Source organism: Enterobacter cloacae complex sp. IR5428, assembly GCF_049238585.1.
Lineage (GTDB): Bacteria > Pseudomonadota > Gammaproteobacteria > Enterobacterales > Enterobacteriaceae > Enterobacter > Enterobacter intestinihominis.
This window is the reverse complement of sequence record NZ_JBMKHV010000005.1, coordinates 199,983-226,587: the sequence shown is the minus strand read 5'-3', so window position 1 is coordinate 226,587 and position 26,605 is coordinate 199,983. Positions and strand designations below refer to the sequence as shown.

General features: G+C 54.1%; 30 protein-coding genes, 1 tRNA gene and 1 pseudogene. 17 read left to right on the top strand and 15 right to left on the bottom strand.

The window, feature by feature from the left end:
• Positions 1 to 118: 118 nt before the first annotated feature.
• The 4 genes from ACOTXC_RS09365 to ACOTXC_RS09350 all read right to left on the bottom strand — a co-directional run bounded on the left by ACOTXC_RS09365 (position 119) and on the right by ACOTXC_RS09350 (position 4,085).
• Positions 119 to 2,302, bottom strand: coding sequence for a TonB-dependent receptor (locus ACOTXC_RS09365; protein ID WP_302215550.1), 2,184 nt, complete (start codon positions 2,300 to 2,302; stop codon positions 119 to 121).
• Positions 2,303 to 2,501: 199 nt separating this feature from the next.
• Entirely contained in the window at positions 2,502 to 2,777 is a 276-nt protein-coding gene (gene yahO, locus ACOTXC_RS09360) for a DUF1471 family periplasmic protein YahO (RefSeq protein WP_022647318.1), read from the bottom strand.
• 149 nt (positions 2,778 to 2,926) lie between these two features.
• On the bottom strand, positions 2,927 to 3,646 hold the full coding sequence (locus tag ACOTXC_RS09355; protein WP_023305620.1) for a lipopolysaccharide core heptose(II) kinase RfaY: 720 nt from the start codon (positions 3,644 to 3,646) through the stop codon (positions 2,927 to 2,929).
• Positions 3,647 to 3,656: 10 nt separating this feature from the next.
• On the bottom strand, positions 3,657 to 4,085 hold the full coding sequence (locus ACOTXC_RS09350; RefSeq protein ID WP_045621279.1) for a glycine zipper 2TM domain-containing protein: 429 nt from the start codon (positions 4,083 to 4,085) through the stop codon (positions 3,657 to 3,659).
• Between the two features lie 308 nt (positions 4,086 to 4,393).
• On the opposite strand from ACOTXC_RS09350, the gene ACOTXC_RS09345 reads away from it, so the two are divergent.
• A complete protein-coding gene (locus ACOTXC_RS09345; RefSeq protein ID WP_022647314.1) occupies positions 4,394 to 4,684 on the top strand; it encodes a hypothetical protein in 291 nt (96 codons plus the stop codon).
• Positions 4,685 to 4,717: 33 nt separating this feature from the next.
• On the opposite strand, the gene ACOTXC_RS09340 is transcribed toward ACOTXC_RS09345, so the two are convergent.
• Both ACOTXC_RS09340 and ACOTXC_RS09335 read right to left on the bottom strand, forming a co-directional pair.
• Positions 4,718 to 4,927 carry a hypothetical protein gene (locus ACOTXC_RS09340; RefSeq protein ID WP_421767581.1) on the bottom strand — a complete coding sequence of 70 codons (210 nt, stop codon included), beginning with the start codon at positions 4,925 to 4,927 and terminating at the stop codon, positions 4,718 to 4,720.
• 137 nt (positions 4,928 to 5,064) lie between these two features.
• A complete protein-coding gene (locus ACOTXC_RS09335; RefSeq protein ID WP_074172116.1) occupies positions 5,065 to 5,217 on the bottom strand; it encodes a DUF3927 family protein in 153 nt (50 codons plus the stop codon).
• Positions 5,218 to 5,633: 416 nt separating this feature from the next.
• On the opposite strand from ACOTXC_RS09335, the gene ACOTXC_RS09330 reads away from it, so the two are divergent.
• The 3 genes from ACOTXC_RS09330 to ACOTXC_RS09320 are packed head-to-tail and all read left to right on the top strand — an operon-like array spanning position 5,634 to position 7,286.
• On the top strand, positions 5,634 to 6,122 hold the full coding sequence (locus ACOTXC_RS09330; RefSeq protein WP_050595067.1) for a hypothetical protein: 489 nt from the start codon (positions 5,634 to 5,636) through the stop codon (positions 6,120 to 6,122).
• A gap of 40 nt (positions 6,123 to 6,162) precedes the next feature.
• A complete protein-coding gene (locus tag ACOTXC_RS09325; protein WP_032624715.1) occupies positions 6,163 to 6,987 on the top strand; it encodes an RNase A-like domain-containing protein in 825 nt (274 codons plus the stop codon).
• Positions 6,987 to 7,286, top strand: a complete 300-nt coding sequence (locus ACOTXC_RS09320; RefSeq protein WP_032624716.1) for a contact-dependent growth inhibition system immunity protein — start codon at positions 6,987 to 6,989, stop codon at positions 7,284 to 7,286. Before ACOTXC_RS09325 ends, ACOTXC_RS09320 begins: the two co-directional genes overlap by 1 nt.
• 26 nt (positions 7,287 to 7,312) lie before the next feature.
• Here the strand turns inward: ACOTXC_RS09320 and ACOTXC_RS09315 are convergent, their stop codons facing one another.
• Positions 7,313 to 7,543 carry an antiterminator Q family protein gene (locus ACOTXC_RS09315; RefSeq protein ID WP_370967635.1) on the bottom strand — a complete coding sequence of 77 codons (231 nt, stop codon included), beginning with the start codon at positions 7,541 to 7,543 and terminating at the stop codon, positions 7,313 to 7,315.
• 12 nt (positions 7,544 to 7,555) lie between these two features.
• Between ACOTXC_RS09315 and ACOTXC_RS09310 the strand changes: the two are divergent.
• Positions 7,556 to 7,882, top strand: a pseudogene (locus tag ACOTXC_RS09310) (tyrosine-type recombinase/integrase); the annotation flags it as partial.
• On the opposite strand, the gene ACOTXC_RS09305 reads toward ACOTXC_RS09310, so the two are convergent.
• Positions 7,883 to 7,959: transfer RNA gene (locus ACOTXC_RS09305), tRNA-Arg, on the bottom strand.
• Between the two features lie 303 nt (positions 7,960 to 8,262).
• Here ACOTXC_RS09305 and ACOTXC_RS09300 point away from each other — a divergent pair.
• From ACOTXC_RS09300 to fimZ, 3 genes are all read left to right on the top strand, one after another.
• On the top strand, positions 8,263 to 8,925 hold the full coding sequence (locus ACOTXC_RS09300; protein WP_032670951.1) for an EAL domain-containing protein: 663 nt from the start codon (positions 8,263 to 8,265) through the stop codon (positions 8,923 to 8,925).
• A 24-nt stretch (positions 8,926 to 8,949) separates the two neighbouring features.
• Complete coding sequence (locus ACOTXC_RS09295; RefSeq protein ID WP_022647312.1) at positions 8,950 to 9,666, top strand: response regulator transcription factor; 717 nt, start codon at positions 8,950 to 8,952, stop codon at positions 9,664 to 9,666.
• 806 nt (positions 9,667 to 10,472) lie between these two features.
• Complete coding sequence (gene fimZ / locus ACOTXC_RS09290) at positions 10,473 to 11,105, top strand: fimbria biosynthesis transcriptional regulator FimZ (protein WP_421767580.1); 633 nt, start codon at positions 10,473 to 10,475, stop codon at positions 11,103 to 11,105.
• Positions 11,106 to 11,155: 50 nt separating this feature from the next.
• On the opposite strand, the gene sfmF is transcribed toward fimZ, so the two are convergent.
• The 6 genes from sfmF to fimA all read right to left on the bottom strand — a co-directional run bounded on the left by sfmF (position 11,156) and on the right by fimA (position 17,162).
• Entirely contained in the window at positions 11,156 to 11,677 is a 522-nt protein-coding gene (sfmF, locus tag ACOTXC_RS09285; protein ID WP_023299488.1) for a fimbria assembly protein, read from the bottom strand.
• 9 nt (positions 11,678 to 11,686) lie between these two features.
• Positions 11,687 to 12,694: a type 1 fimbria D-mannose specific adhesin FimH gene (gene fimH / locus ACOTXC_RS09280; protein WP_022647309.1), complete on the bottom strand. Its 1,008-nt coding sequence runs from the start codon at positions 12,692 to 12,694 to the stop codon at positions 11,687 to 11,689.
• Positions 12,687 to 15,245 carry a fimbrial biogenesis usher protein gene (locus ACOTXC_RS09275; RefSeq protein ID WP_063163443.1) on the bottom strand — a complete coding sequence of 853 codons (2,559 nt, stop codon included), beginning with the start codon at positions 15,243 to 15,245 and terminating at the stop codon, positions 12,687 to 12,689. The genes fimH and ACOTXC_RS09275 overlap by 8 nt, the downstream gene beginning before the upstream one ends.
• A 14-nt stretch (positions 15,246 to 15,259) precedes the next feature.
• Positions 15,260 to 15,952 (bottom strand): type 1 fimbria chaperone FimC, encoded by a 693-nt coding sequence (fimC, locus tag ACOTXC_RS09270; RefSeq protein ID WP_022647307.1) that lies wholly within the window; start codon positions 15,950 to 15,952, stop codon positions 15,260 to 15,262.
• Positions 15,953 to 15,986: 34 nt separating this feature from the next.
• A complete protein-coding gene (gene fimI / locus ACOTXC_RS09265) occupies positions 15,987 to 16,529 on the bottom strand; it encodes a type 1 fimbrial protein subunit FimI (protein ID WP_421767579.1) in 543 nt (180 codons plus the stop codon).
• A 69-nt stretch (positions 16,530 to 16,598) separates the two neighbouring features.
• Positions 16,599 to 17,162, bottom strand: a complete 564-nt coding sequence (gene fimA, locus ACOTXC_RS09260; protein WP_022647305.1) for a type 1 fimbrial major subunit FimA — start codon at positions 17,160 to 17,162, stop codon at positions 16,599 to 16,601.
• Between the two features lie 310 nt (positions 17,163 to 17,472).
• Between fimA and folD the strand changes: the two genes are divergently transcribed.
• The 5 genes from folD (at position 17,473) to ACOTXC_RS09235 (ending at position 21,985) form a co-directional block, all read left to right on the top strand.
• Positions 17,473 to 18,339, top strand: coding sequence for a bifunctional methylenetetrahydrofolate dehydrogenase/methenyltetrahydrofolate cyclohydrolase FolD (gene folD, locus ACOTXC_RS09255; RefSeq protein ID WP_008499332.1), 867 nt, complete (start codon positions 17,473 to 17,475; stop codon positions 18,337 to 18,339).
• A 2-nt stretch (positions 18,340 to 18,341) separates the two neighbouring features.
• Positions 18,342 to 18,554 (top strand): ribosome-associated protein YbcJ, encoded by a 213-nt coding sequence (ybcJ, locus tag ACOTXC_RS09250; protein ID WP_017694378.1) that lies wholly within the window; start codon positions 18,342 to 18,344, stop codon positions 18,552 to 18,554.
• A 233-nt stretch (positions 18,555 to 18,787) separates the two neighbouring features.
• Positions 18,788 to 20,287, top strand: a complete 1,500-nt coding sequence (locus tag ACOTXC_RS09245) for a PTS transporter subunit EIIC (protein WP_003858916.1) — start codon at positions 18,788 to 18,790, stop codon at positions 20,285 to 20,287.
• 83 nt (positions 20,288 to 20,370) lie between these two features.
• Positions 20,371 to 21,387 carry a Mal regulon transcriptional regulator MalI gene (gene malI, locus ACOTXC_RS09240; RefSeq protein WP_271074473.1) on the top strand — a complete coding sequence of 339 codons (1,017 nt, stop codon included), beginning with the start codon at positions 20,371 to 20,373 and terminating at the stop codon, positions 21,385 to 21,387.
• A gap of 73 nt (positions 21,388 to 21,460) precedes the next feature.
• Positions 21,461 to 21,985, top strand: coding sequence for a metal-dependent hydrolase (locus tag ACOTXC_RS09235; RefSeq protein ID WP_421767578.1), 525 nt, complete (start codon positions 21,461 to 21,463; stop codon positions 21,983 to 21,985).
• An 85-nt stretch (positions 21,986 to 22,070) separates the two neighbouring features.
• Here ACOTXC_RS09235 and cysS read toward each other — a convergent pair whose 3' ends face one another.
• Entirely contained in the window at positions 22,071 to 23,456 is a 1,386-nt protein-coding gene (gene cysS / locus ACOTXC_RS09230) for a cysteine--tRNA ligase (RefSeq protein ID WP_022647300.1), read from the bottom strand.
• Positions 23,457 to 23,631: 175 nt separating this feature from the next.
• Here cysS and ppiB point away from each other — a divergent pair, with 175 nt between their 5' ends.
• From ppiB to purK, 4 genes are all read left to right on the top strand, one after another.
• Positions 23,632 to 24,126 carry a peptidylprolyl isomerase B gene (gene ppiB, locus ACOTXC_RS09225; RefSeq protein WP_000256009.1) on the top strand — a complete coding sequence of 165 codons (495 nt, stop codon included), beginning with the start codon at positions 23,632 to 23,634 and terminating at the stop codon, positions 24,124 to 24,126.
• Between the two features lie 3 nt (positions 24,127 to 24,129).
• A complete protein-coding gene (gene lpxH / locus ACOTXC_RS09220; RefSeq protein ID WP_323633302.1) occupies positions 24,130 to 24,852 on the top strand; it encodes a UDP-2,3-diacylglucosamine diphosphatase in 723 nt (240 codons plus the stop codon).
• 118 nt (positions 24,853 to 24,970) lie between these two features.
• On the top strand, positions 24,971 to 25,480 hold the full coding sequence (purE, locus tag ACOTXC_RS09215) for a 5-(carboxyamino)imidazole ribonucleotide mutase (RefSeq protein ID WP_023299481.1): 510 nt from the start codon (positions 24,971 to 24,973) through the stop codon (positions 25,478 to 25,480).
• Positions 25,477 to 26,544 carry a 5-(carboxyamino)imidazole ribonucleotide synthase gene (gene purK / locus ACOTXC_RS09210; protein ID WP_023299480.1) on the top strand — a complete coding sequence of 356 codons (1,068 nt, stop codon included), beginning with the start codon at positions 25,477 to 25,479 and terminating at the stop codon, positions 26,542 to 26,544. Before purE ends, purK begins: the two co-directional genes overlap by 4 nt.
• Positions 26,545 to 26,605: the final 61 nt, after the last annotated feature.

The following is a 26,605-nucleotide window of genomic DNA, read 5'->3' as shown; positions in this document are numbered from 1 at the left end:
CTGTCATTGGCCAAGAGGTAAGGATGTGGCGACCAGTGTAAGAAGCTTTTATTACAATTTTATAACACAACAACGAAGGGATTGGGGCGTCCCTGCCCCGGATAACGAGGTGGAACGCTTAGAACTCGTAGCCAACCGAGACCTTAAAGGTACGCGGCTCGCCCTGAGTGATGTAAGTACCGGAATCATCCACGCTTGACCAGTAGTTCTCGTTGGTCACGTTGTCGATGCCTGCTCGCACGGTCATCTGGTTTTCATTGTGGTTCACCGCGAAGCGATAGCGCATACCCAGATCCAGCGTGGTGTAGCTGTCCAGCTTTTTGGTGTTCGCAAGATCGGCATACTGCGTGCCGGAGTGGTTAACGCGCGCGGTCGCCGTCAGGCCCTCAATCGGCTTGATATCGTATTCTGCGCCCAGCACGGCGTAGAAGTTCGGAATACCGATCGCGTCGTTCCCCTGGTTCACGCCGTTTTTAGTTTTGGTCAGCTCGGCCTGAAGCCAGGTGGCGCTGGCGTTCAGACGCATCCCAAGCATTGGCTCGCCGAAAACGTTCAGCTCCACGCCACGGTTACGCTGTTCAGCGTCCAGGCCGTAGTGGCCGCTGTCGTCGAGGATGGCCGACGGCATTTTGATCTCAAACAGTGCCAGGGAGCCGCCCACGCGGCCAAAGTCCGCCTTTACACCCACTTCGTTCTGCTTAGAGTGCACGATACCGGTGCTCTGGCCGTAGTTGTTTGCTGAGCGAGGCGCAGTTTCACCGGGCTGTAACGCCTCGGTGTGGTTGGCGTAGAGGGAAATTTCCTCCCACGGCTTATAGACCACGCCGTAGGTTGGCATCCAGCGGCTACCGTCAAAACCGTCCGCGTCGTTTTCCGCACCGGTAATTTTGTTGTACCCGCGAATCACCACTTTCTGATGGCGTGCGCCTGCGGTAAACAGCAGTTTGTCGTCCAGCACGCCCAGGGTATCGCTCAACAGCCAGCCCTGCGTGCGGGTGCGCCCACTGGTCAGCGGATCGCTGTATTTGCCGCCTGAGCCGCTGAAGTTGCTGCTGTCCGGCATAGCAACGCCAGTGTTGTGGTAGATGTTGGTGGTCGGGTTATCCGCCGCGGCAGACATTTTCCACGCGATTTTTTCGTTTTTGGTCATCGCCGAATACCCGACATTCACCTTGTGCGAGACGAAGCCGGTCATGAAGTTACCGCGAATGCCCGCCATGCCGCTGACGGAATCGCTGATGCGGTTGGTATCAAGGCGGCTGACCGTCGCATTACCGCTTTTATCCATCAGCTTCGGGGCGCTGTAGATCCCCTCTTCGTGCGCGTGCTGTGCGCCGAGGCCGGTATAGGCCGTCCAGCTATCGGTGATGTCGTACTCGCTGCGCCACATGCCGAATTCGTTTTCGATATCGCTGTAGGCCCACTTCTGCGAGAAGTTGCGATCGTTCTTCGGTGGTTCAGGCACGAAGTCCACCGCCGAGATGTTGACGCTGGTCGGGCTGCCGTGGAAGGTTTTTTTCTGATAGCCCAGGTCCAGCGAGGTGCGGAAACGGTCACCTTTGTAATCCAGACCGGTGGAGAGCAGCGTGGTGCGGCGGCGGTCGTTCGGCACGCCGGTTTCGCCTTCACGATGCACAAGGTTCACCCGCGCGCCGAACTGGTCGTTATCGCCAAAGCGACGCCCCGCATCCAGCGTGGTGCCAATCTGGGAATCCGAGGTGTAGTCGACGCCCACTTTCGCCTGCGGGATGTCGCCCGCGTGTTTTGGCTCAAGGTTGATCATCCCGCCCACGCCCGAGCTGGCCGCGCCGTTCATCAGGGAGTTGGCCCCTTTGAAGATCTCGATGCGGTCAACCATCTGGGCATCCACCACCTGACGCGGCAGTACGCCGGACAATCCGCCAAAGGTCATATCGTCGCCGTCAAACTTCAGGCCGCGGATACGGAAGGTTTCCGCGCTGTTGCCGTACCCCTGAACGAACTGCACGCCCGCGTCGTTAGCGACCACGTCAGCAATGGTTTTCGCCTGCTGATCTTCCACCAGCTTCGAGGTGTAGCTAATGATGTTGAACGGCACGTCCATGGCGTTCTGCTGCCCGAGCATCCCCATACGTCCGCCGTTAGCCACCTGGCCGTCGAGGAAGGCCGGAAGCAGCTGGTCACCGCCGGGTTTGAAATCACTCCCCGCCGTGGACTGGACCACGATGGTGTCCTCTTTTTTCTCTTCCGCCGCAAAGGCGGAGTGTGTAACCGCGCCGATGGCAATCGCCAGCAGCGTTTTGTGCATTGTGGTGTTGTTCATAATGAGCTCTTAACGTGCGCGCAAAAATGGCCCGTTGTCGGGCCTTAGTATTTATCAAATGAAATGCAAATGAGAACTATACGCATTATGCTTACATAATCAAGCGTCAACGAGGAGCACTGCGCGAGAAGAGGCTAAAAACGATGTGGGGGAGAAGTATGGCGCACAACCACCCCAGAAAGGGGTGGTTGCTAAAGCATTATTTTTTCTTGTAAATATCGGCGGTGCCGTGAATTTTGTTGTTTGTATTACCGGAAGTCAGCACCAGTACATCAGCACCTTCTTTATCGGCCTTTTCGACCAGCTCTTTTTTCGCATCGTCGACAGAGACTTCGTTAGCCGTGCTCACGGTACCGATTTTTTCGTACTGAGACTCAACTTTTTCGAATTCGTTTTTTGTCATCATTTCAGCCGCAAAGGCGTTGGTGGTAAACAGAAACGCGGTGCCCAACAAAATAGCAGTCGTTTTTTTCATAAACTTTTTCCTTAAGATTAATGAGCAACTACGAAAAGCCCCCACGCGAAACGGTGAGGTGTAATGAGCATGGTAGAGGATTGGCGAAAATGCCATATACCAGGGAAAATTCTTTTATAACAGGCTGTTGTCCTGCATGAATAAAGGGTTTAAGCGGTATTTGAACGCGCCAGATACTTCCTCTGGACGATTTTATGGTGTCGTCTGATTTTTTTTGCGATCAGGCGTTTTTCCCAACGCCGGTGGGATTCAATGGGAATACCAATGCGCAGGCTGGCCGTCACGTTGTCTTCAACAATCCTTTTCGCGTTACAACGCTTCCCGGACAGATCGATGATCCTTATTCCTTTTTCACTCAGGATGAAGTTCCCGCCGTGCGCATCCCCGGAAATGATTTTCAGATTGTGCATTTTCTGCATACTGTGTCGGATTTCACGCTTTATGTCCGGCGTGATCGCGGGAAGAACGCGTAACTCCGGACCGGGGACATACTCAAACAACATGAGCGAGATTTTTGCGAATCTGAAAATCCGGCGTTCAGCCAGGAGATAAAAATCATTCGGGAAGGTATGACCTTGCCTGCCAGCATAGTCGATCCGCTCAATCAAATTTTCGTTGGGGTTGGGCGTAAAAAACGATTTAAAAAATTTTTCTATCCTTTTTTTCCTGGGGGAGTAAATCTTTAATACAAACTGTCCGTAGGGGGTATTCAGTAAAGAGACGTGGGTATGCGGAAGGCTTTTAAATACCATCTGAACGCTGAGTCGTTTTACATTACAGGACAATATATCGTCCAGTATTTCCAGGTATCGTGTATCGTTATTTTTATAACAGACGTGAAAACCACGGTATTTCATTTTTGTAATCATAATAATGTGCTTAGTATGATTTTTCCACGGTGGTATTAGAACCCGTTGTGATGATACGAACTTTGTCGCCAGGGTTAAATGTCAAACCATTATTGTGCTGCACCACCTGAATAGTCTGCCCGGATTGAGTCTTGATAAGTAACTTCACTTCCTGTGCTGCCAATTCGTAAGACTGCCGGTTATGAGAAGCCGCCGCCCCGGCTGTTGCACCGGCCACCGTCATGGCGGTTTTCCCTTTGCCGTTACCGAACTGGTGACCCACTACGCCACCAATCGTGCCCGCGGTTAGGGTACGCAGCGGATGATACCCTTCTCGGGTATGCGTAATAATTTGGCTCTGCAGAACCGTGCCATCCTCCACCAGCGATCGGATGCCAGCGTAACTCGCCGGACTGGTTATAGCCAGAAAGCTCAACGCGATGAGTAAATATTTTTTCATTTTAAGCCTTTATTATTCATTGAAGGTGACACTATTCTGCCCGGCGAAAAATCATCTCCTTTAGCTAAATATGCTTTACCAGGCAAATAATTTATTTTTACACAAAACGACCATAAATTTAAAAATAAACAATTTAAAACTGGAAAGGTATATTGACTTCAATTATCAATAACGTGTTTTCCAGATACATTGTCAGAGTATTTGATTCAGACGAAGCAATATCCATTGCACAATTCTCAATAAGTACCAATCATCGTTATTAATATAATGGTCCCTGTCCATACAGGGAAAACATCAGGAGTTATATTATGAAAAAAGTCATTCTCGCTCTGGCTTTCACTGCGGCATCATTTTCTGCATTTGCAAATCATCCGGTAGCCCGTGCGACTGCCGTCGCCTCCGCCGATCATCCTGTTGCCGTTGCGGCGGCCACCGGTGAAGGTAACCATCCTGTCGCCCGCACCACGGCGGTGGTATCTGCCGATCACCCTGTCGCCGTCGCAGCCGCAACAGACGGTAGTTATCATCCCGTCGCCCGTGCAACTGTGGTCGCTAACGCTGACCATCCGGTCGCCGCCGCGGCCGTTACAGGGCACTAATGGCGCTCTCCCCCGGCAAGTAAGCTGGGGGTATCAGCCCAACCTGGGCATCCACTCTTCGTGTAACCCGGTCTTTTTCATTACCGCCAGAATACTCAGGGTGATGATGGTCGCCAGTAGCCCACCAAACAACGAGGAGCACCAGCCATGTTTGTCGCAGAGCCCTGACCACAGTGCCGCCAGGAAGGCCGTGAAGCTCCCCCAGTACAGATAGGAGTTGGACTTCACCCAGGTAACAGACAAAGAAAACCATCCCCATACGTCGGGGGCTTTTTCAAACATGGGAATCTCCTGATATTAATAAAAGAAGGAATTATTCCGTCGGGTGACGGGGATCAACGTGCTTAATAATGCGCCCCGCAGGACGCATGATAAGGGCGCTATTCTTTCTGGCGGATAAGCGGCAGTGCGACGGCAATAAAGCAGACCACCAGCACATCATCAGCCAGGAACGACATCATCCGCCCGGTATAATCTACCGCCATGACCAGGAAAAGCGGGGCGGCAGCCAGCGCAAGACGTGCATTTTTCACAGGTACTGATCCAGAGAGAGCTGAAGAGCCTGCGCTCAGGAATTTGAGGAAAAAAGCCCCATGCATGTAAGGCTCTGTAAATTCTTTGCCACATCTAAGGATGTGGCTGCGCTCATGCTCTTAAGTTGATATCGATTCATCGCTACCTAGAACCGGTGCACATTAAGTAAATATAAAAAAGCTCCGGTAAAAAACCGAAGCTTTATGTTTAACAGCTGTCATTTAGCTCCGGACACTAATAACACCGATTATTAGAAAAGAAATGAATCCTAAAGCTAATTGATACCGTGACATTACTTCTGCATCCTGCACGATACAAACAATATGAATAAAATTCTTTTTTGCAAAAACCAAAATTAACGAGTCATTTTCTTTAAATGCAAAATACTCATTCTAACCGACTGAGAAACACAATATTGAAAAAGCAAGCCATATGGCACGTAAACGGAAAAGATCGCCGACCTGGCGGTGCATCATCCGATGACTACGATCGCCTTCATGAAGCAATGGAGTCCAGAAATTACTTTCGCGAAATTCAGGACGGAGCCGGAAATTGGTTTAATCTTCCATCCGCTGAGTACGTAGCCGAAAAAAACGCATCAGCCCGCGCAGTTCGAGACGAAGTTGTAGCCATCGCCGGGACGATAAAGGATAACCCTCGGGTGCTGGTCTCTCAGGCTGCAGATCGCTCATGGCATTTAATCAAGAAGTTAGCTTTGGTCGCCGTCACCGGTTATCCCATTCCCGCTACGTCCATCATCAACTCTGACGCCAGGGGCGCTATCAAGGCGTTCCATTGCAATAAACGCGGCGGCCACATAGCGACCGAGATTTTCGTTATATTCCTCTCCCCGCTGCCCCTGAGCCACAATAAGCTGGCCCAGTCTTTTTGCGTAACGCACTAACATTTTTTATGATTGGCGGAAAGATAATCGGAGTATCAATATGAGCGATGGATTACAGGTGGTAATGTCGCCGGTACAACTGGCCGCCGTAATGTCTGATAAAACAGTAACTGAAGCAGAGACACTGCAGAATCGGTTGCTGGGCGGACTCGGTGTAGCAATGAGTACCGTTGAACTGGCCGGTGCGACAATTTTGTGCGCAGCGCCAGACCCAACGACGCTGACTAAAGCGGCCTGCATTGTTGTTGGTGCGCATGGACTCGACAGCCTCAATGCTGCTATTGACCAGACTCTGACGGGTCGAGATACACGGACAGCAGCGTATCAGTTAGCTACTGATACAGCTCGCCGTCTTGGAGCTGATGAAAAGACTGCGCTTAATATTGGCCTGACTGTCGATATTGCTGTTCCCGTAGCCTTTGGCCTTGCTTTGGGGGCTGTACGTATTGCCTCTGTTCGTGTTGGTCGGATTAAACTGATGGAACATGAATCAGCGACCGGATATAAACCTGGGGGACATACACTATCTCGCCATGTGGGGCTAAGTGAAGCGGAGCTGCGAACCCGTCTGGCTAACCGACCAACGTTATCCGGTAGCAGCACTTTCTATAATCGGCGCGTAGCAGAGGAGGCAATTTCCCAGGCGTTGAGGTTCAATTCGTCTTATATCACCAATTGGGCCAAAACAACGAGACCGGGAGCGAAACTGAATATCGACTTTTTTGCAGGAAAAGAGGTCGGTTTTGGAATTGAGTCTGCCACTGGCTCTGTGATCAAGTCTCATAAAATGCGTGTCGTACTTGAGCTTCAAATGTACAACGATAAACCATATTACGTTCTGACCGCCTTCCCGATACTGAGATAATGATGATTTATAGATACCTGGATCACCTTATAGCGACCTACTTCAATCAGGATTATGACCTCTTCGGAGAAACCATTGAGGAGGTGATGGATGAATACCTTAAATGCGAGGGGCCTGAGTATGCCCGAGGCGTAGTCACAGATTGCATAAATTTCATCAATACAAGCAAAGACTTAGAAATGGAGTTTCTTGAACTGTATAAGTTCGACTTTCACCCTGAGTTATGGGGGATCACAGCTAAGCAGTTTTTAACCATGATCTCCGCACAGGCCACCCGTTACCTTGAAGAGGAAAGATAAGGGCCTTTTCCGGCCCTTGAAGGTGTTCAATAATCCATCTCCAGCCGAATATCCAGCATCGCCGGGCAGCCATCAATAAAAGCTTCCGCCATCTGAAATTTAATGCGAATCATTCCCTCTGACAGACGTAACTTTCGCCCAAGCACACGCTTAGAGATATTTTTGACATAATGGTCAAAAAGAAGACCATACTCATCCGGCCTTTTCTGTTTCAGGCGCGCCATGCTTGAATCGATAATTAACGCGTCATTCTCGATACAACTCGCAGAACTCCATCAGTGAGGAAAATGCGGGTTGATGACCAGAGCGCATGGAATGCAGCATGTCGTCGTGCAGGTATCGAAGATTTCCGATTCCACGACCTGAGACATACATGGGCGAGCTGGTTAATTGAATCTGGCGTCCCGTTATCTGTTCTTCAGGAAATGGGCGGCGGGGAAAGTATCGAAATAGTTCGTCGATATGCTCACCTGGCACCGAAACACTTAAGCGAACACGCACGGAAAATTGATGCCATTTTTGGCAATCATGACACAAATACGACGCATGGAGAAAATCAGGCCAGTTTGAGACTAGCGTATGTGCATGATATTTAATGGCACGCCCTGTAGGATTCGAACCTACGACCTACGGCTTAGAAGGCCGTTGCTCTATCCAACTGAGCTAAGGGCGCACGGAGAAGAGTGTACTTCGCGGTGGTGAAACGCCTGGAATTATACGGTCAATGCGTAGTGAGTCAATGCCTTTTCCACCTTCTCTGCCGTTAATGACTAGCTGATTGTAAATACGGCTGTTTTTTCAACATTTATCCCTCTTTTACGGGCTGCGAAAAGGCTTAGCCGCTTTTAAGTAACGCCTGCTGTTTTCCTGTTTACTTCCCCTTCACACTGTCCTGCGGTATCCCGGCCGCCTGGAGGCTGGAAATGAACAGGACGACGGAGTGACAGCGTCAGACCAGACAGGTTTCCCCTCGTGCGTGCAGCACATCTCACACGACATTACAGGCATCAAGCTTGAACCCATTGTCGCCCTCTCCTCTTCGCGCACGGTAGGGGCTGAAGTGCTCAGCGTGCTGTCACCGCATCAACAAAGCGAAGGCTTTTTTCACGACTGGTCCGCTGCTCGGGCGCTTATGCTGCTGGAAGCACAGATCGCTGCGTTAAAAAAACCCTTTCCCTGCGACAACCTTTTCATAAATTTGCCGATAACCGTTCTGACCATACCGGAAATGTTCCAGCGTTTACTGCAACTTAACAGCCCACCGCTGAACATTGAACTCGTGGAGCCTGCTTCCTTCTTTTCTCTCTCAGACCCGGCACGTCTGAGGGTGAGTTGTGCGCTTCAGCAGTTGACGGCGCAAGGACATCGGATCTGGTTGGATGACATTGATGAAGCGTCAGGGCGCGCGTTTTTATCCTGCCGCATGCCGTTAAGCGGAATAAAAATCGATAAGATCGCTTTCTGGCGTTTACGTGCAACGCCAGCGCTGGCAAACCTGGTCACGCTTTGTTCAAAAATTGCTGAAAATGTACTCATAGAAGGCATTGAAACAGAAACGGATCGTAAGTTTGCGCTTCAGGCTGGCGCGCGCTTCGGTCAGGGATATTATTGGCCATCCTGGAGATGGCAGGAGGACTGAACGGTCATCGCCAAGAGGGAAGCTATGCGAATGACAGTACGCCGTTACCGGCGTCGTCGGACAGGAAGTGATTCACCGGGTTCAACGCACTCGCCTTTTGCTCTCCCATTTTTTGATCGTCTCGAATATTTGAGCCAGTCAATCAACCAGACCCGCAAAACCGATGCTCCCTTTATCGTCCTGGTCACACAGGATAACTTTTTCCGTTCCGGTTTTCTGAGCGGGCACTCTCCCCTGAGCAATTGCTGTGACTATTCCACCCTGGAAGCCGCCCTCAGCGATCTGAATCAGTGGCCTTCATCACGTCTGGTGGTAGATGTAGAAAGCCGCGCCTCGCCGCTTATTGACCTGCTGGACCGATTACGACGCCACAGCCTGTTCGCCCCCTACCTGACACCCTACCTGCTCATTCGCGCCGATGATTACGATACACGCCTGTTTTGCAAAGCGGCTGGCCCTTTTCATGTGCTTGAACGGCAACTTACGCCGCGGGCTTTGCAACAAACCTTGCTGGAAGCGCCGTCACCCGCCGGCCACCGGAAAGAGTGGTTTTCACGTGATGAATGGCCGATCCTGCAGGCGCTATCGCAGGGTAGCACCCTGCGACAGATTGCTCAGTTACAGAACCGCCCCTATAGCCGCATTATTTACCGTCTCAGCTGCATCCTGGCGAAACTTGGGCTGAATCATCGTCATGAGTTGCTACATCTTCTCAACAACCTTTCAGATTTCACGTATTAACGTATTCAGTAACCCCTTAATTCCTAAAGACCTTTAAGAAAATACTTAGGATATATGTTAATTTTTTGTGTTTTTTAACAAAACTTTCGATTTTATAACTATTCCTAATTCTTCATCTTAAACCATGCGAAATGCTGCCTGTACGCTAAACGAGAGTCGTTTTATCCATGCGTTAAGTTTCTGACGTTTCCGTTAACAGGATGATAATGGTGTAAAAACAAGCGATTTATCTGTAAATAAAAGCGATGAGAGGTGAAGAAAACAGCAGATAGTGCTGTTTTGACGAAGGGATCATCCTCCTGGCCTGAGGTGTTAGAAATGAGGCGATGACGCGCTAAAGAGCGGACATCAGAGGTAGCGGACAGGCGGAAAACACTTTGTCACGACCTGCGTATTGTTAACATTTGATCAACATACAGTAAGATCGTTTATTTTTTGTTATTACATAAAGATGAAACTGTGTGGTAAATGCAATATCAGGACATTTTTGCTAATTTTAAAAAGTTAGCGATTCAGATACAGAAGATAATAATCATCAATATATGGACATTAATTTACAGGCTTTTCGGACAATACTTAAACGGTATAATAAGACGTGTTTGACACGCGAATAAGAAAAATCATTTTGCCATAACAGCCTTATGAGATAACTGCGCTCAGGCATTGATATCACCACTACGTAAACAAGGATGCTTTCGCTCTTCCCAGGGATCTACCGTACAAGGATCTGCGTAATTATCCTTCCGGCTTTTCGAGAGTTTTAACAAAACTCAGCATAACGCTTTTAACAATCTGAGGCATAAAAAATGAAACCGGCATCCGTTATCATTATGGACGAACACCCTATCGTCAGAATGTCGATAGAAGTCCTGCTACAGAAAAATAAAAACATCCAGGTCAAACTGAAGTCAGGCGACAGCCACGAAGTGCTTGACTGTATACGCAACCACCCCATCGACCTGGTCATTCTCGATATCGAAATGACAGGCACGGACGGCTTCGTATTATTGAAAAGAATCAGAAACTTAAATAAAGATATTAAGATTCTCTTCCTCTCTTCGAAATCTGAAGCCTTCTACGCAGGGCGCGCCATCCGCGCCGGGGCAAATGGTTTTGTCAGTAAGCGGAAAGATCTGGGGGAAATTTATAACGCGGTGGAAATGATACTGACGGGCTATTCTTTTTTCCCGTCAGAAACATTGAGTTTTATAAACCATATAGGCTCCCGGACAGGCGCCGCTGTGGATATGCCATTATCGAATCGTGAAGTGACGGTTCTGCGATATCTGGCGAACGGATTATCTAATAAGGAGATTGCGGATCAATTATTACTTAGCAACAAAACAATTCGCGCTCATAAGTCTAATATCTTTTCCAAGCTGGGCGTACAAAGTATCGTTGAATTAATTGATTACGCGAAAGCGCACGAATTACTGTAATCCTTCCCTCTCCCTGCAACATATAACCGTTACAGGGAGAGGGGATACGATTAATTATAATTAATCATGAAAGTTGCATCGGCATCAGCCCGGCCCGGCTGCGGGTTATCCGCCGTGGCGATATAATTGGCATAAAACGACAGTTCGGCATTTCCCTGCGCATCCACGGACACCGTCTGGCTGGCCTGCTGCAACGCGAGGCGCGTTTTATCCCGGTCGAGGATCTCCACGGCCACGTTACTGGCCGCGCTGGCATCATTCAGCGCCAGCAGGCTGTTATCATGCCCGTCCATCTTCCCCGTAAATGTGATCGAAGCCGCCCCCGGCGGGCATCCGGTCAGCTTCAGGGTGAACGGTACAGGCTGCGTCCGGCTTCCCGTTGTGCGGAGCTGTTTCGTGGGCCAGGTGCCGAGCGTGACGGTTTTATTGCTGTCGTCCCCCTCCGCCACGCAGGTAAAATCCACGATATTGCCATAGAGCTGAATGTTAATTTCCCCAAGCGCCGTCTCTGCGTGCGCAGGGGAGCAAAGCGCAAAGAGCGCGACGGCTAAATACCGCATTCCGTTTCGCATACCTGCTCCTTAGTCATAGTCGACGCGTAAATAGCCGCGAGAGGTAAAACGCCCCTCGGCAGGTTTTTTACCGGTCACGCTGACGGGCCACGCGCGGATCCCCACCTGTGCCTGTGCGCTATCGTCCAGACGGAACGGGATTTTGCTGGTCAGGTTGTTCGGCGTCAGCGGTACACCATTACTGTTGGCAATCACAAAACCCACATCCGCGTTATCAGAGACCAGCGTACTGCCTGAAACCTTCTCCGCTTCAACACGCATTGTGAGCATGGCGTTCGCCTCGACGTTGGTGCATTTTATGCCGATGGTTTTGCTTTGCGCTGAGATCCCCTCCGGCTTATTTCCGATGCCCGCTTTACTGAACAGAGAGGCGCCGATGTCTCCGAAATCGAACTCCACCACATTTCCGGCATTAATCTCACAGCTCTGAGGCACCTGAATGGTCCCGCTGTAGCTGATGGTATAAACCGGCGTGGTGAGCGGATCCGTGGAGGTCGTGGTGACGTAAACCCGGAACATGATTGCCCGGGGGATCACCACCATATTGATAAAGCGTCGGGTCACCTTAAGCCGAAAGACGAGGCTGGAATCCTGTACTCCAAACGGTTTGTTTTTAGACACGTTCGGATGGCTCCCCATCTGAATGTACTTTCTGGGTGGATAGAACGTGCCAGCGTAGCTGTCGGTGATTTTCATCGCCCCGTCCAGATAGTCGTTTAGCTTCAGATACTGGTAGCCATCGCTGGTGCCTGTGACCGGGAATTCGGTCACATAGCTACGCTTGGTGGTGTTCCCGGACGTTCCCTTAGGGCAGACGGCGTTGACGCCCACCCACTGGGACTTCTCGCTGAGTGTAACAATCTGCCCCACCTGGTTATTGGAGCTGTTGAATTTATCCGTCAGGTCGTAATACACCTCCGTCGGCACGCCATTTTCATTGACGCAGACGGTGGCGAACGCCTCAGATAGCGGCAAAAATGCCAGAAGGGATAGCCCCAGATAATGGATTTTATTCACAGCGGATCCCCTTAAGTGTGATCGCCTGTTGCAGGCTCTGTTCTGGCAGGCTGTAGGGCGCACGACACTGGGACTGCTTCCCGTCTCCCCACTGAATCAGCAGTTCCCCGCTCAGCGGCAGCCCGCTCAGGTAAATCTGCCCGTCATCGCCCACCATGCTGGTTACGCCGCTCTGCGTCTCACGCACCACCGCCCCAAACGGCACAGGCTGGTTATCACGCTTAACGGTGAGCAACGCACGCACGCCGATGCGGGTGTCAAAACTGGCGCGCACCAGCGCACCGTTCGTCGGCACGACGCTGGAAACGTTATTTTCAATGTCGGTGTTGTTGCTCATGGTGTTAGTGTCGAGCGCCACGCGGTTGTAACGGTACACCGTGGCGTACGGCATCACCGCATAGCCACGCCAGTCTGTTTTGACGCCGGTCTGGTTTTCGACGCTCACGCCTGACGCGCCCGGCGCTTTGATCAAGACGTTGGTATCGCCCAGCGGCTGACTGAATGTGATGCCGTCTGAATGCCCTACCACGCCGCCGGAGAGCTGCCAGTTGAGGTCGTGCTGATCCCGCGTGTAGTTGTAGCCCACACCCAGCGTACCGTACGTTGCCTGCCAGTTGGCGCTGGCGCTGCCGCTGGCACCGTTATTGCTGGTGTGACCCTGCGTGACGCTGTAGTTCAGGTTACGATCCTGGAGCAGCGTTCCGCTGATCCCGGTCTGCCAGCTGGTATCACCGTCGCTGTTGCGGCTGGCTGAGGCCGTGGCATAGGCCCGGTCGATCGCGTTATCGCGACGGTAGCCGTGACGGGTGAACAGGCTGAACGGGACGGAGACGTTAAACGAGGCGATCCGGTCAGTTCCTTCAATGCCGACGGCCTTGTTCCATGACCAGGATAAGGCGTAGCTGATCCCGTTCACCCCGCCGGCGTAGCCGAGCTGATACCAGACGTTGGACTCGCTGGTACCCCAGTAACTCTGCTGGCTGCCAGAGACGTACACCGAGCCGTAATCGCCAAGAGACTGGGAGATATTGAGCTGGAAACGTCCTTTTTTATTCAGCGTCAGGTTGTGATAGCTCTGCACGTCCGGCACGCCGTCATCGTCCTGATCGTCGCCATACTGGTAGCCTTCCATTGTGCGCCAGGCCACATCGTCGAGGGTGTAGAAGCCTTTGGTCGAGTAGCGATAGCCCAGCAGCTGGAAGTTGGTGCCGAATCCGTTAAGGGATTTTGCGTACAGGAACCGCAGAGACTGCCCTTCATGGCGGCTGTCATCGGCAAGCTGGCTGCGGGCATGGGTGATGTCAAGTGACACCGCCCCCCAGTCACCGAGGTTTTTTCCCGCGCCAATGGCGATGGCGGTATAGCGCGAGGCCAGCTGCGTTCCGCCGTACAGCGTGTAGCCGTCGGCAAGACCCGCAATCATCGTACCCTGAGTAAAGAACGGCGTGTCCTGCTCGCTGTTGCCGCTGCGATAGTCCCCTGCCACCAGATCGTATTTCCAGCGTCCTTCACGCTGAAGCAACGGAACGGTGGAATACGGGACGGTGTAGCGCTGCTGGCTGCCGTCCTTCTCTTCCACCGTCACCTCCAGGTCACCGCTTGAGGAGGTCGGGTTAAGGTCAGTTATCGCAAAAGCCCCCGGCTGCACATAGCTCTGGTAAATCACGTATCCGTTCTGGCGGATCACCACTTTGGCAGGGGTGCGGGCGATTCCGCGTACGGTAGGCGCGTAGCCTTGCAGGCTGTCCGGATACATGCTGTCGGACGAATAGAGCCGACCACCGCGAAAACCGACGCTGTCGAAGACATCGTTACCGGTGTTGCTGTCGCCGAGCACCAGCTCGCTTTTTAGCGGAATGACCGTACGCTGCGCCCAGGTGCCAATATTTTGCCAGCTGCTGTGCCGCTGGCCGTTGCTTTCGGTATAACGCCACGCGCCGTTATTGCGTAATCGCCAGGCGCCATAGTTCAACCCGCTTTGCAGGTTCAGATAGTAGCTGTCGTCGTCGCTGCCCCGGTTGCCGGTGAAGCTGTAGTTCAGCAGCGCGGCGGGGATGCCTTCATCCCACTGTTCAGGCGGAATATACCCGCGGGCGCTGTTTTGCATCGCCACCTGAGGCAGACTGACGTTAAGGCGCAACGAGGCGAAGTTGAACGCCGTTTCGCTGCCCGGAATAGCCGTGGTGAGCGGAACGCAGGTCTCGCCCTGCACGTTGCTCAGTTCCGGGAAGGCGGCGATATTGACGCCAAAGCGATCGAGCATCGCGCGCGTAATGCACGGCGACAAACCGCCCGCGACCGGCGGCGTGTTGTCGGCTTGCTCAAACCGCACGTCCTGGGTGCCGATAAACTCATCGTTACGCCAGATATCGACGCGATAGACGCCCGGTGCCTGCTGGTGGCCTTTCTCAAAACGCGACAAATCCGCCACGTTCGCCGCGTCATCGGAGAGAAACGCCGGGTTAAAGTAGCTTTCGCCCCAGCCAGCGTGTGGCCAGAGCGTTGCCATCAGTGCCAGCGCAACCGGGCAGTAACGCCATTGAGTGTTCATCGCCCTGTCTCTGCTCACAGGCTGACGCTACGCGCCGGCGTAATGGCACCGTAGTCATTCACACTCTGCCAGGAGAGCGTGCCGCTCGCTGCGGCAGGCAGCACCTGCTGCGCCGAGCTTTTCGGAGCAACCATCAGGTTCTCCAGCGTCTGACCGCCGAGCTTCAGATTGACCAGCGTGACGTAATACGGCGAGGCATTGCTCACCTTAAGATGGTTGCCGACGCGCTCAAAACGCAGCTGTGAGAGCGCCTCTTCCGGCGGCATCGCCAGGTTAGCCGGGCGAACAAACAGCTTGATGCGTGACAGAATGGCCAGTTGCAGGACGTTGTTGCCGTCCTGATGTTTTTTGCTGACGGAGGGAATCGCTTTGACGTTCATGTAAAAGAGTGATTCGCGATCGGCAGGCAGCGCCGGGCCTGCGTAGATAATGCGCAGGGTGTTTTCGCTGGCCGGCTCGCTGACAAACAGCGGCGGCGTGACGGCAAAGGTTTTTTCCTTTTGCCCGTTGGCATTTTCTATCCACGCGTTAATTAAATAGCGCTCTTGTTTATTGCTGTTGGTGATCGCCAGCGACGTTTGTTTTGCATCGGCCGGATAAATAACGCGCGTCGCGCCCAGCGCAATTCCGCCGGATGCATTCGCGCTGGCAGAAACCATCATCAAAATAAAAGTTAAAAACAGTCCAGGTTTAATCAGGGTGTTCATCACAACCGTACCTTTAATAATTAGTTCGCAGGCGTCAGGGATAAATCAACGTAAACCAGACATTCGACTGAATAGTGCCTGGTACAAGGTGTTCGGAAATAGCCCGGTAGCGGGCGCTGAAATGAAATACCAGCTCGCGGGTGTTAATGGGTAACCAGCTCACTGCCGTCGCGTTCGGGATGATCTGACGTTGCTGTTCGTCAAAAAGCGCCAGTCCGACACCACTGCTGACCGCATTTTCCCCCGGCCGCGATGTCGCCAGGAAAACCTGCGGGTCTTCTGCCGGTGTCACTCCCTGGAACTGGATCCCCACGCTGCGGGAGACGTCCACGCTGCAATCCAGCAGACGTACGGTGAAAGGCACATTAACCGTGGAAAAGCTGCCGACGCCGGAAAAGGCGTTTGTGCGGTATTGCCCCATATCCACGCGCATATTCTGGCTGTCCGGGGCCACGGCGCAGCCGCCGTTAACCAGCTCTCCCCTGAGGTGTACTTTGCCGCCGTCTATGACAACGGTATGTGCGTTTACTGCTGAGGCAATCGCAAGGGCACACAGCAGTATCCCAGTCCTTGTCATCCTTCGCTCCCGGTATAGGCGCTCAAAAGACCTCTTCCCTGAGGCCAGCCACATCCCTGTACTCAGGCATTACTCGTATTTCATTACGAATGTTGCGTCCGCGTTTGCCTGGCCTGGCGCGGTGGTTGCCGCCGTGGCTTTATAGCGCGCGGTGAAGTTCAGGGTGTTAGTCCCTTCAATCAGGTTCTGCGCCGCAGAGAAGGTTGCACCGTCCGGGGTCAGCGTGGAGGATTTGCTGTCGAGGATCTCAATGCCTACGCCCTTCGCGGAGTTGTCGTTGTTACCGGAGCTTACCGCCAGCAGCGTTTTGTCGGTGGCGTCGATCTGGCCGGTAAACGCGACAGCAGCGGTTTTCGCTACCGCAGGATCGCAGTCGTTCAGTTCGATGGTGAAGGGAATATTGGAGGTGGTGTCACCCACTTTAGTGAATTTCGCGGTACGGTACTGGCCGAGATTAACCGTCTGCTCTGAAGAGTCAGTATTCACTGAACACGCGGCATTCACTAATTCACCTTTAAAATGCACCGTACCACCGTTTACAGATACAGGTGCTACCGGATCTTCTGCGTGAGCGGCACCCGCGACCAGGGCCAGAGTTGCAATAACAGTAGAAGCAATGTTGCTGAGTTTCATGTCTATTCCTTTAAAATGTAAATAACCCTTCCCGCGCATATTCGGGAATAAGAAATACGTTCAATTAAAAAATTGAAGGCTTATTTCGGAGAGGACAAAGTAGCTCAGGAATCTATTTTGTAATATGTCAAAACGCTGCCATTTTGCCAGGTCACATCCTAATCGCCTCTAAGAAATTGACCATGCCCTGAGAAGGGGTTTTGCGGGCCATCGATGAAATCTCGTAAAGGGTGACTGACAGCGGCGCTCGCTTCTGACAAAATACAGGTAATCCCCCCTTTCTAACGTTACAGACGGAATCTTCTCTCTGATGGCAGCAAAGATTATTGACGGTAAAACGATTGCGCAGCAGGTGCGCTCTGAGGTTGCGGAAAAAGTGAAGGCGCGTAAAGCTGCCGGAAAACGCGCTCCAGGGCTGGCCGTAGTGCTGGTTGGCAGCAACCCGGCCTCGCAAATTTATGTCGGCAGCAAACGCAAAGCGTGTGAAGAGGTGGGGTTCGTCTCCCGCTCTTACGATCTGCCGGAAACCACCAGCGAAGCGGAACTGCTGGAACTGATTGACACCCTGAATGCCGATAAAGAGATCGACGGCATTCTGGTTCAGCTGCCGCTGCCTGCGGGCATCGACAACGTGAAGGTGCTGGAGCGTATCGCGCCGGACAAAGACGTTGACGGTTTCCATCCGTATAACGTGGGCCGTCTGTGCCAGCGCGCGCCGCGCCTGCGTCCGTGCACCCCGCGCGGCATCGTGACGCTGCTGGAGCGTTATAACATCGACACCTATGGCCTGAACGCTGTGGTGATTGGCGCCTCCAACATCGTGGGCCGCCCGATGAGCATGGAGCTGCTGCTGGCGGGCTGCACCACCACCGTCACCCACCGCTTCACCAAAAACCTGCGTCATCACGTCGAAAACGCCGATCTGCTGATCGTTGCGGTCGGCAAGCCGGGCTTTATTCCGGGCGAGTGGATCAAAGAGGGCGCAATCGTCGTGGACGTGGGTATTAACCGTCTGGAAAACGGCAAAGTGGTTGGCGACGTGGTGTATGAAGATGCCGCAGCGCGAGCCTCCTATATTACTCCGGTCCCGGGCGGCGTAGGCCCGATGACGGTCGCAACACTGATTCAGAATACCTTGCAGGCGTGCGAGGAGTATCACGACGTAGAGGACGCGTAATCATGGCAACTTTTTCTTTAGGTAAACATCCGCACGTTGAGCTGTGCGATCTGCTGAAGCTGGAAGGCTGGAGCGAAAGCGGTGCGCAGGCGAAAATCGTCATCGCCGACGGGCAGGTAAAAGTAGACGGCGCGGTGGAAACCCGCAAGCGCTGCAAAATTGTCGCGGGCCAGACCGTGAGCTTTGCAGGTCAGAGCGTGACCGTGACGGCCTGAGCTGTCTGATGCCCTCACCCTAACCCTCTCCCACAGGGAGAGGGGATAAACATCCCCTCACACCCATCACGGTTAATTATCGATCAACTTCAAATAATCACTATTCCCTCTGGCGAAACGTGAAAATTATGTTGCGCGATTTTCAGACTTTCCCCACGATAAGTAGAACGTTCTACTAAAACGTTCTACTTACAATAACAGCGCGAAAAAGCGCTACTCGGGGGGAAATCAGCATGAGTCTGATATCAGGGTTTGTTAAATCGCTGTCTAAGTTATCGATGATTGGTCGCGCCTTAATGCTGCCAATTTCACTGCTTCCCGCTGCGGGCCTGCTGCTGGCCTTCGGCGATAAGTTCCACCTGCCGCTGATGATGAACGCCGGCGGGGTTATCTTTGATAACCTGCCGATGCTGTTCGCCATCGGCTCTGCCGTCGGTCTGGCTTCGGAATCCGGCATTGCGGCACTCTCTGCGGCGGTCTCGGTGTTTGTCACCAACATAACCATCAGCACCGTGCTGAGCATTACGCCGGAAATGGCCTCCCAGGGCGGGAAATACGCCATGGTCGTCGGCATTCCGACGTTGCAAATGGGCGTCTTTGGCGGCCTGATCTGCGGTATTCTCGCGGCCTGGTGCTACAACCGCTTCCACACCATGCAGCTGCCGGAATTCCTCGGCTTCTTCTCCGGGAAGCGTTTTGTGGCGATTGCGACGGCATTTCTGTCGTTCCTGCTCGGCCTGCTGCTGCCGTACGTGTGGCAGCATATTCAGTCCGGGATCGACGCCCTGTCCGTGGTGGTGAACGGCGATAACCAGGCGGCCTCGACCTTTATCTTCGGGCTGGTGGAGCGCGCGTTGATCCCGCTCGGCCTGCACCACATCTGGTATCCCTCCTTCTGGTATTCGTTCGGGGATTACACCACCCAGGCGGGTCAGGTGATCCACGGCGACCAGACCATCTGGTTCAAGATGCTCGAAGAAGGGGTGAAATCCTTCAGCAGCGATACCTACCAGAACGCCGGGAAATTCATGCAGGGCGAGTTCCCGCTGATGCTGTTCGCGCTGCCTGCGGCGTGCCTTGCGATGTACCATGAAGCGCATACGAAGAATAAGAAAATTGCGGCCGGTATTCTCTTCTCCGCCGCCCTCACCTGCTTCCTGACGGGCATCACCGAGCCGGTAGAGTTCACCTTTATCTTCGTGGCGCCAATCCTTTACGTCTTCAACGCCATCATGGCGGGCCTGGCGTACATGACCATGTACCTGCTGCATGCGCACATCGCCAAGTCGTTCTCGGCGGGCTTTATCGACTACCTGTCGTTCGGGATCCTGCCGTCGTTTAACGGCTATCAGACCAACTTCCTGAGCGCCATTATCATCGGTATCCCAATGGCCTTGATTTACTATTTCACCTTCCGCTTCGTGATCCGCCGTTTCGACGTGAAAACGCCGGGCCGCACCGAAGTGACCGCCAGCGCGAATGACAAGTCCGATTCCGAACTTGCCACCGAAATCATCGGCCTGCTGGGCGGTGCGCAGAACATTGATTCTGTCGGCTCCTGCATCACGCGTCTGCGTCTGGAAGTGGCGAAGAGCGAAGCGGTGGACCGGGACGGGCTGAACGGGCTGGGCGCGCGCGGCGTGGTGTTTGTTGGCGACAACGGGATACAGGTGATTTTCGGGGCCAGAGCACAGTTTATCGCCCAGACCATGTCCACGATGATTGGCAAATAATAAGATGCCTGAAGGAGGCGTCTCCTGTACGCTGGGGTACGCCTCTTATCTGGCTGATAATCGGTAAATTTCAGGGAGCGGTTTTGAAGAAAGTCAGCATTATTGATGTTGCAAAGCATGCGGGCGTGTCGGTTTCTACCGTGTCGCTGGTGCTGCGCCAGAAAGGGAAGATCTCAGAGGCGACGATCGGGAAGGTCAATGCCGCCATCACAACGCTGGGCTATGTTCATAACGTCGCCGCTGCCAACCTTCGCGCCAACACCTCCAACTTAATCGGCCTGATCCTGCGGGACTTCAGCGACAGCTTTTCCATCAAAGTGATGGCGAGCATCGTTCAGGAGCTGGAGAAACAGGGTTATATGGTTTTTCTCGGTCAGCCGCTGAACGACGACGAACATCTTGAGCGTACCCTGCTCTCATTTAAGCAGCAGGGCGTGGCGGGCGTCATCTATCTGGCGTCGGACACCCGCGCCGCCTCTCTCCCGGAACACATTCGCCAATGCCCGCTGCCGCTTGTGGCGGTTTCGCAGTCGTTGCTGGAAGAGAAATGCAACCTGGTGATGCGCGATAACCGCCAGGCGGCGAACCTGGCCGCGCGTTATCTTATCGAGCGCGGGCACCGCACCATCGCCTACATGGGCGGGCGCGACGGGTGCCGTATTCGCGAGCAGCGCCTGCTCGGTTTTCGCAGCGCGATGACGCAGAACGGCCTGGTCTGGCGTGAGGAATATTCTCCCGCCTGCACCGATGATACGCAGGCGGCGGCCATGGCGACTCGCCAGCTGCTGGAGAAGAACAACACGATTACCGCCCTGCTCTGCCATTCGCCGGACGCGATGATCGGTTCGATCTCCGGCATTCACCAGGTGGGGCGCACGGTGGGCAAAGATGTTTTCCTGACTCAGCAGGTGGCGCTGATCGGCTTTGAAGATATGCTTCACGTAAACCTCACGTCGCCGTCACTGACTTACGTTTCGTCTGCCAGCGAAGAGACAGGCCGCCAGGCGGCAGGGCTGATGATCCGCAGGCTGAAGGAGCCGGATCTGCAAACGCAGCGTATTACCCTCTCCGGCCAGCTTATCGCGCGGGAATCGGCGTAGATTCAGAATTTAGCATGGGTCTTATAGCGCGAGATGACTGCTATATTTCCATGATTTGCCATGGATAAATGTAATGCCTACCGTTATCACCCACGCTGCCGTACCTCTGTGTCTGGGCTTAGGGCTCGGAACCAAAGTCATCCCACCCCGCCTGCTGTTTGCCGGGATCGTCCTCGCCATGCTGCCTGACGCTGACGTACTGGCGTTTAAATTCGGTGTCGCCTACGAAAATATTTTCGGCCACCGCGGTTTCACTCATTCGCTGCTGTTTGCCTTTGTAGTGCCCATACTTTGCGTGCTGGCTGGGCGTCGATGGTTCCGGGCCAGCCTGTCGCGCTGCTGGCTGTTTTTAACCGTGTCGCTGCTGTCGCACAGCCTGCTGGATTCGATTACCACCGGCGGGAAAGGCGTCGGCTGGCTGTGGCCCTGGTCAGATGAGCGCTTCTTTGCACCGTGGCAGGTGATTAAGGTCGCGCCGTTTGCACTGTCGCGCTATACCACGCCGTACGGGCATCAGGTGATTATCTCGGAACTGCTGTGGGTGTGGCTGCCGGGAATCGTGCTGATGGGACTATTATGGTGGAAGAAGAGAAGGTAAAAAAAGCCGGGTGGCGGCTACGCCTTACCCGGCCTACTTTCACCTGTAGGCCCGGTAAGCGTAAGCGCCACCGGGCATTACAGACTTACTTACGACGCCAGGTGGTGCCCTGCGGGCCATCTTCCAGAATAATACCCATCTCGGTCAGACGGTTACGCGCCGCATCCGCCGCCGCCCAGTCTTTCGCCTGACGCGCTTCCAGACGCGCTTTAATCAGTGCTTCAATTTCCGCTACTTCACCGTCGTCCGCCTGCGCGCCGCTTTGCAGGAACACGTCCGGCTCCTGCTCCAGCAGGCCGAGCACGGAAGAGAGCTTACGCAGATGAGACGCCAGCGCATTCGCCGCCGCCATATCTTCTGACTTCAGGCGATTCACCTCACGCGCCATGTCGAACAGCACGGAGTAGGCTTCCGGCGTGTTGAAGTCGTCGTTCATGACCTCAACGAAGCGGGCTTCGAACGCCTCGCCGCCAGCGGCCGGAACAGACCTGTCGGTGCCGCGCAGTGCGGTATACAGACGCTCCAGCGCAGCGCGCGCCTGCTTCAGGTTCTCTTCGCTGTAGTTCAGCTGGCTGCGATAGTGGCCGGACATCAGGAAGTAGCGCACGGTTTCCGCGTCGTAATACTTCAGCACGTCGCGCACGGTGAAGAAGTTACCCAGCGATTTCGACATCTTCTCGCGGTCAACCATAACCATCCCGGAGTGCATCCAGTAGTTCACGTACTCGCCGCCGTGAGCACAGGTGGACTGCGCGATTTCGTTTTCGTGGTGCGGGAACATCAGATCCGAACCGCCGCCGTGAATGTCGAAATGGTTGCCCAGCTGTTTGCAGTTCATCGCGGAACATTCAATGTGCCAGCCCGGACGCCCTTCGCCCCACGGGGATGGCCAGCTCGGTTCGCCCGCTTTGGACATCTTCCACAGCACGAAGTCCATCGGATTACGCTTCACGTCAACCACGTCCACGCGTGCACCGGCCTGGAGCTGGTCCAGATCCTGGCGGGAAAGCGCACCGTAGGTTGGGTCCGTCGGCACCGAGAACATCACGTCGCCGTTGTCCGCCACATAGGCGTGACCGCGCTCGATCAGCTTTTGGGTGATCTCAATGATTTCATGAATATGGTGGGTCGCACGCGGCTCGCTATCCGGGCGCAGAATATTCAAGGCATCAAAATCCTTGTGCATTTCGGCGATCATGCGATCCACCAGCGCGACAAAGCTTTCGCCATTTTCATTAGCACGTTTAATGATTTTGTCGTCGATGTCGGTGATGTTGCGCACATACTTCAGGTTATAGCCCAGGAAGCGCAGGTAGCGGGACACCACATCGAACGCGACAAAGGTACGGCCATGGCCGATATGACAGAGATCGTAAACCGTAATACCACACACGTACATGCCGACTTCCCCGGCATGGATAGGTTTAAATTCCTCTTTTTGGCGCGTCATTGTATTAAAGATTTTTAACATCGAAGATTCCATGTAAACACGTGTGTGGATTGTTTGTTCCTTATAATACCCATAATTCGGAGCACGGTCAGCACACAATGCAAGGTGATCGTGTCCTGTGGTTATGCTATAACAAGCCCCTATATGTGACCCGAGCACGGGTCGACGCACCACAATAACGGAACAGGATGCAAAAATGGTTACTTTCCACACTAATCATGGCGATATCGTAATCAAAACCTTTGATGACAAAGCGCCTGAAACAGTTAAAAACTTCCTGGACTACTGCCGCGAAGGTTTCTACAACAACACTATTTTCCACCGTGTGATCAACGGCTTTATGATCCAGGGCGGCGGTTTCGAGCCTGGCATGCGCCAGAAAGAGACGAAAGAAGCGATCAAAAACGAAGCGAACAACGGCCTGAAAAACACCCGCGGTACGCTGGCAATGGCCCGTACTCAGGCCCCGCACTCTGCTACCGCACAGTTCTTCATTAACGTGGCGGACAACGACTTCCTGAACTTCTCTGGCGAAAGCCTGCAGGGCTGGGGCTACTGCGTATTCGCAGAAGTGGTTGAAGGCATGGACGTGGTCGACAAGATCAAAGCCGTTTCTACTGGCCGCAGCGGTATGCACCAGGACGTTCCTAAAGAAGACGTTGTGATCACAAGCGTGACCGTCAGCGAGTAATTCGTGGCGACACTCTTTATTGCGGATCTGCATCTGCAAACAGAAGAACCGGCGTTAACCGCCGGTTTTCTGCGTTTTTTACGCGGTGAAGCGAAAAGCGCCGATGCGCTGTACATTCTGGGTGACCTGTTTGAGGCCTGGATAGGCGACGACGATCCGAACCCGCTGCACCGTGAGATGGCAGCGGCCATTAAAGCGCTGGTGGATTCCGGCGTCCCCTGCTATTTCATTCACGGCAACCGTGATTTCCTGATCGGCCAGCGCTACGCCCGCGAGAGCGGCATGACGCTGCTGCCGGAAGAGCAGGTGCTTGACCTCTATGGCCGCAATATTCTGATCATGCACGGCGACACGCTCTGCACTGACGATACCGGCTACCTGGCGTTTCGCGCCAAAGTTCACACCCCGTGGATCCAAAAAGTGTTCCTCGCCCTGCCGCTGTTTATCCGCAACCGCATCGCCGCCAGAATGCGCGCGGGCAGCAAGGCCGCCAATAGCAGCAAATCGATGACCATCATGGACGTCAACCCGCAGGCGGTGGTGAACGTGATGGAGAAGCATCGCGTTCAGTGGTTGATCCACGGCCATACCCATCGTCCCGATGTGCATTCCCTTATCGCCAACGGCGAGCCCGCCCATCGCGTGGTTTTAGGCGCCTGGCACAGTGAAGGATCGATGGTCAAAGTCACGCCGGAAGGTGTGGAATTGATCGCCTTCCCGTTCTAACCCTCCTCGTTTTTTCGCCCATTTCACGACCACGCAACCGTTTTCCTTGCCGGTATTACATGCTATTCTCTGTGCCCTCGAAAGCAGTGTGTTCCGCACCACAGGAGTTTTAAGACGCATGTCTTCCCGCAATAATCCGGCGCGTGTCGCCATCGTGATGGGGTCCAAAAGCGACTGGGCTACCATGCAGTTCGCCGCCGAAATCTTTGAAATCCTGAATGTTCCGCACCACGTCGAAGTGGTTTCCGCGCACCGTACGCCGGATAAACTGTTCAGCTTCGCCGAAAGCGCCGAAGAGAACGGTTACGAGGTGATCATTGCCGGTGCGGGCGGCGCAGCACATCTGCCGGGCATGATTGCCGCCAAAACCCTGGTGCCGGTACTGGGTGTTCCCGTGCAAAGCGCCGCGTTAAGCGGGGTTGATAGCCTGTACTCTATCGTCCAGATGCCGCGCGGTATCCCTGTCGGTACGCTGGCGATTGGTAAGGCGGGTGCCGCAAATGCCGCCCTGCTGGCCGCGCAGATCCTCGCGACGCATGATAATGACTTACATCAACGTCTGGCGGAGTGGCGTAAAGCCCAGACCGACGAGGTGCTGGATAACCCGGATCCGCGGGGTGCAGCATGAAGCAGGTTTGCGTTCTTGGTAATGGTCAGCTTGGCCGGATGCTGCGTCAGGCCGGTGAGCCGCTGGGTATTGCCGTCTGGCCCGTCGGGCTGGACGCCGAGCCGGAAGCCGTGCCGTTCCATCAGAGCGTGATCACCGCCGAAATTGAACGCTGGCCGGAAACCGCCCTGACCCGCGAGCTGGCGCGCCATAACGCCTTTGTGAACCGCGACGTCTTCCCGATCATCGCCGACCGTCTGACGCAAAAGCAGCTGTTCGACAAGCTCGGCCTTGCGACCGCGCCGTGGCAGCTGTTGTCCGACAAAAGCGAGTGGAATGACGTCTTCGCCATGCTGGGCGATCTGGCGATCGTGAAGCGTCGTGTCGGCGGCTACGACGGTCGCGGGCAGTGGCGCCTGCGCGCGAACGACACCGCCGAGCTGCCGGACGACTGCTACGGCGAGTGCATCGTTGAGCAGGGCATAAACTTCAGCGGTGAAGTGTCGCTGGTGGGCGCGCGCGGGCATGACGGGCACACCGTTTTTTACCCGCTAACGCATAACCTGCATCAGGACGGGATTCTGCGCACCAGCGTCGCCTTCCCGCAGGCCAATGCTGACCAGCAGGCGCAGGCGGAAGAGATGCTCTCTGCCATCATGCATGAGCTGGGCTATGTGGGCGTAATGGCGATGGAGTGTTTCGTCACGCCATCGGGTCTGCTGATCAACGAACTTGCGCCGCGCGTGCACAACAGCGGCCACTGGACGCAAAACGGTGCCTCCATCAGCCAGTTCGAGCTGCACCTGCGCGCCATCACTGACCTGCCGCTGCCGCAGCCGGTGGTGACCAGCCCGTCGGTGATGATCAACCTGATCGGCACCGATCTGAACTACGACTGGCTGAAGCTGCCGCTGGTGCACCTGCACTGGTACGACAAAGCGGTGCGCCCGGGTCGTAAGGTCGGCCACCTGAACCTGAACGATACCGACACGGACCGCCTGAGCGCCACGCTGGAAGCGATTGTTCCCCTGCTACCGCCAGAATACGCGAGCGGGATTGTCTGGGCGCAGTCAAAACTGAAGTAAGTAACCCCCGCCGGGGAGTTGACCTTCCCCTTCCCCGGCGTACAATTCCCGCCCATTGCTG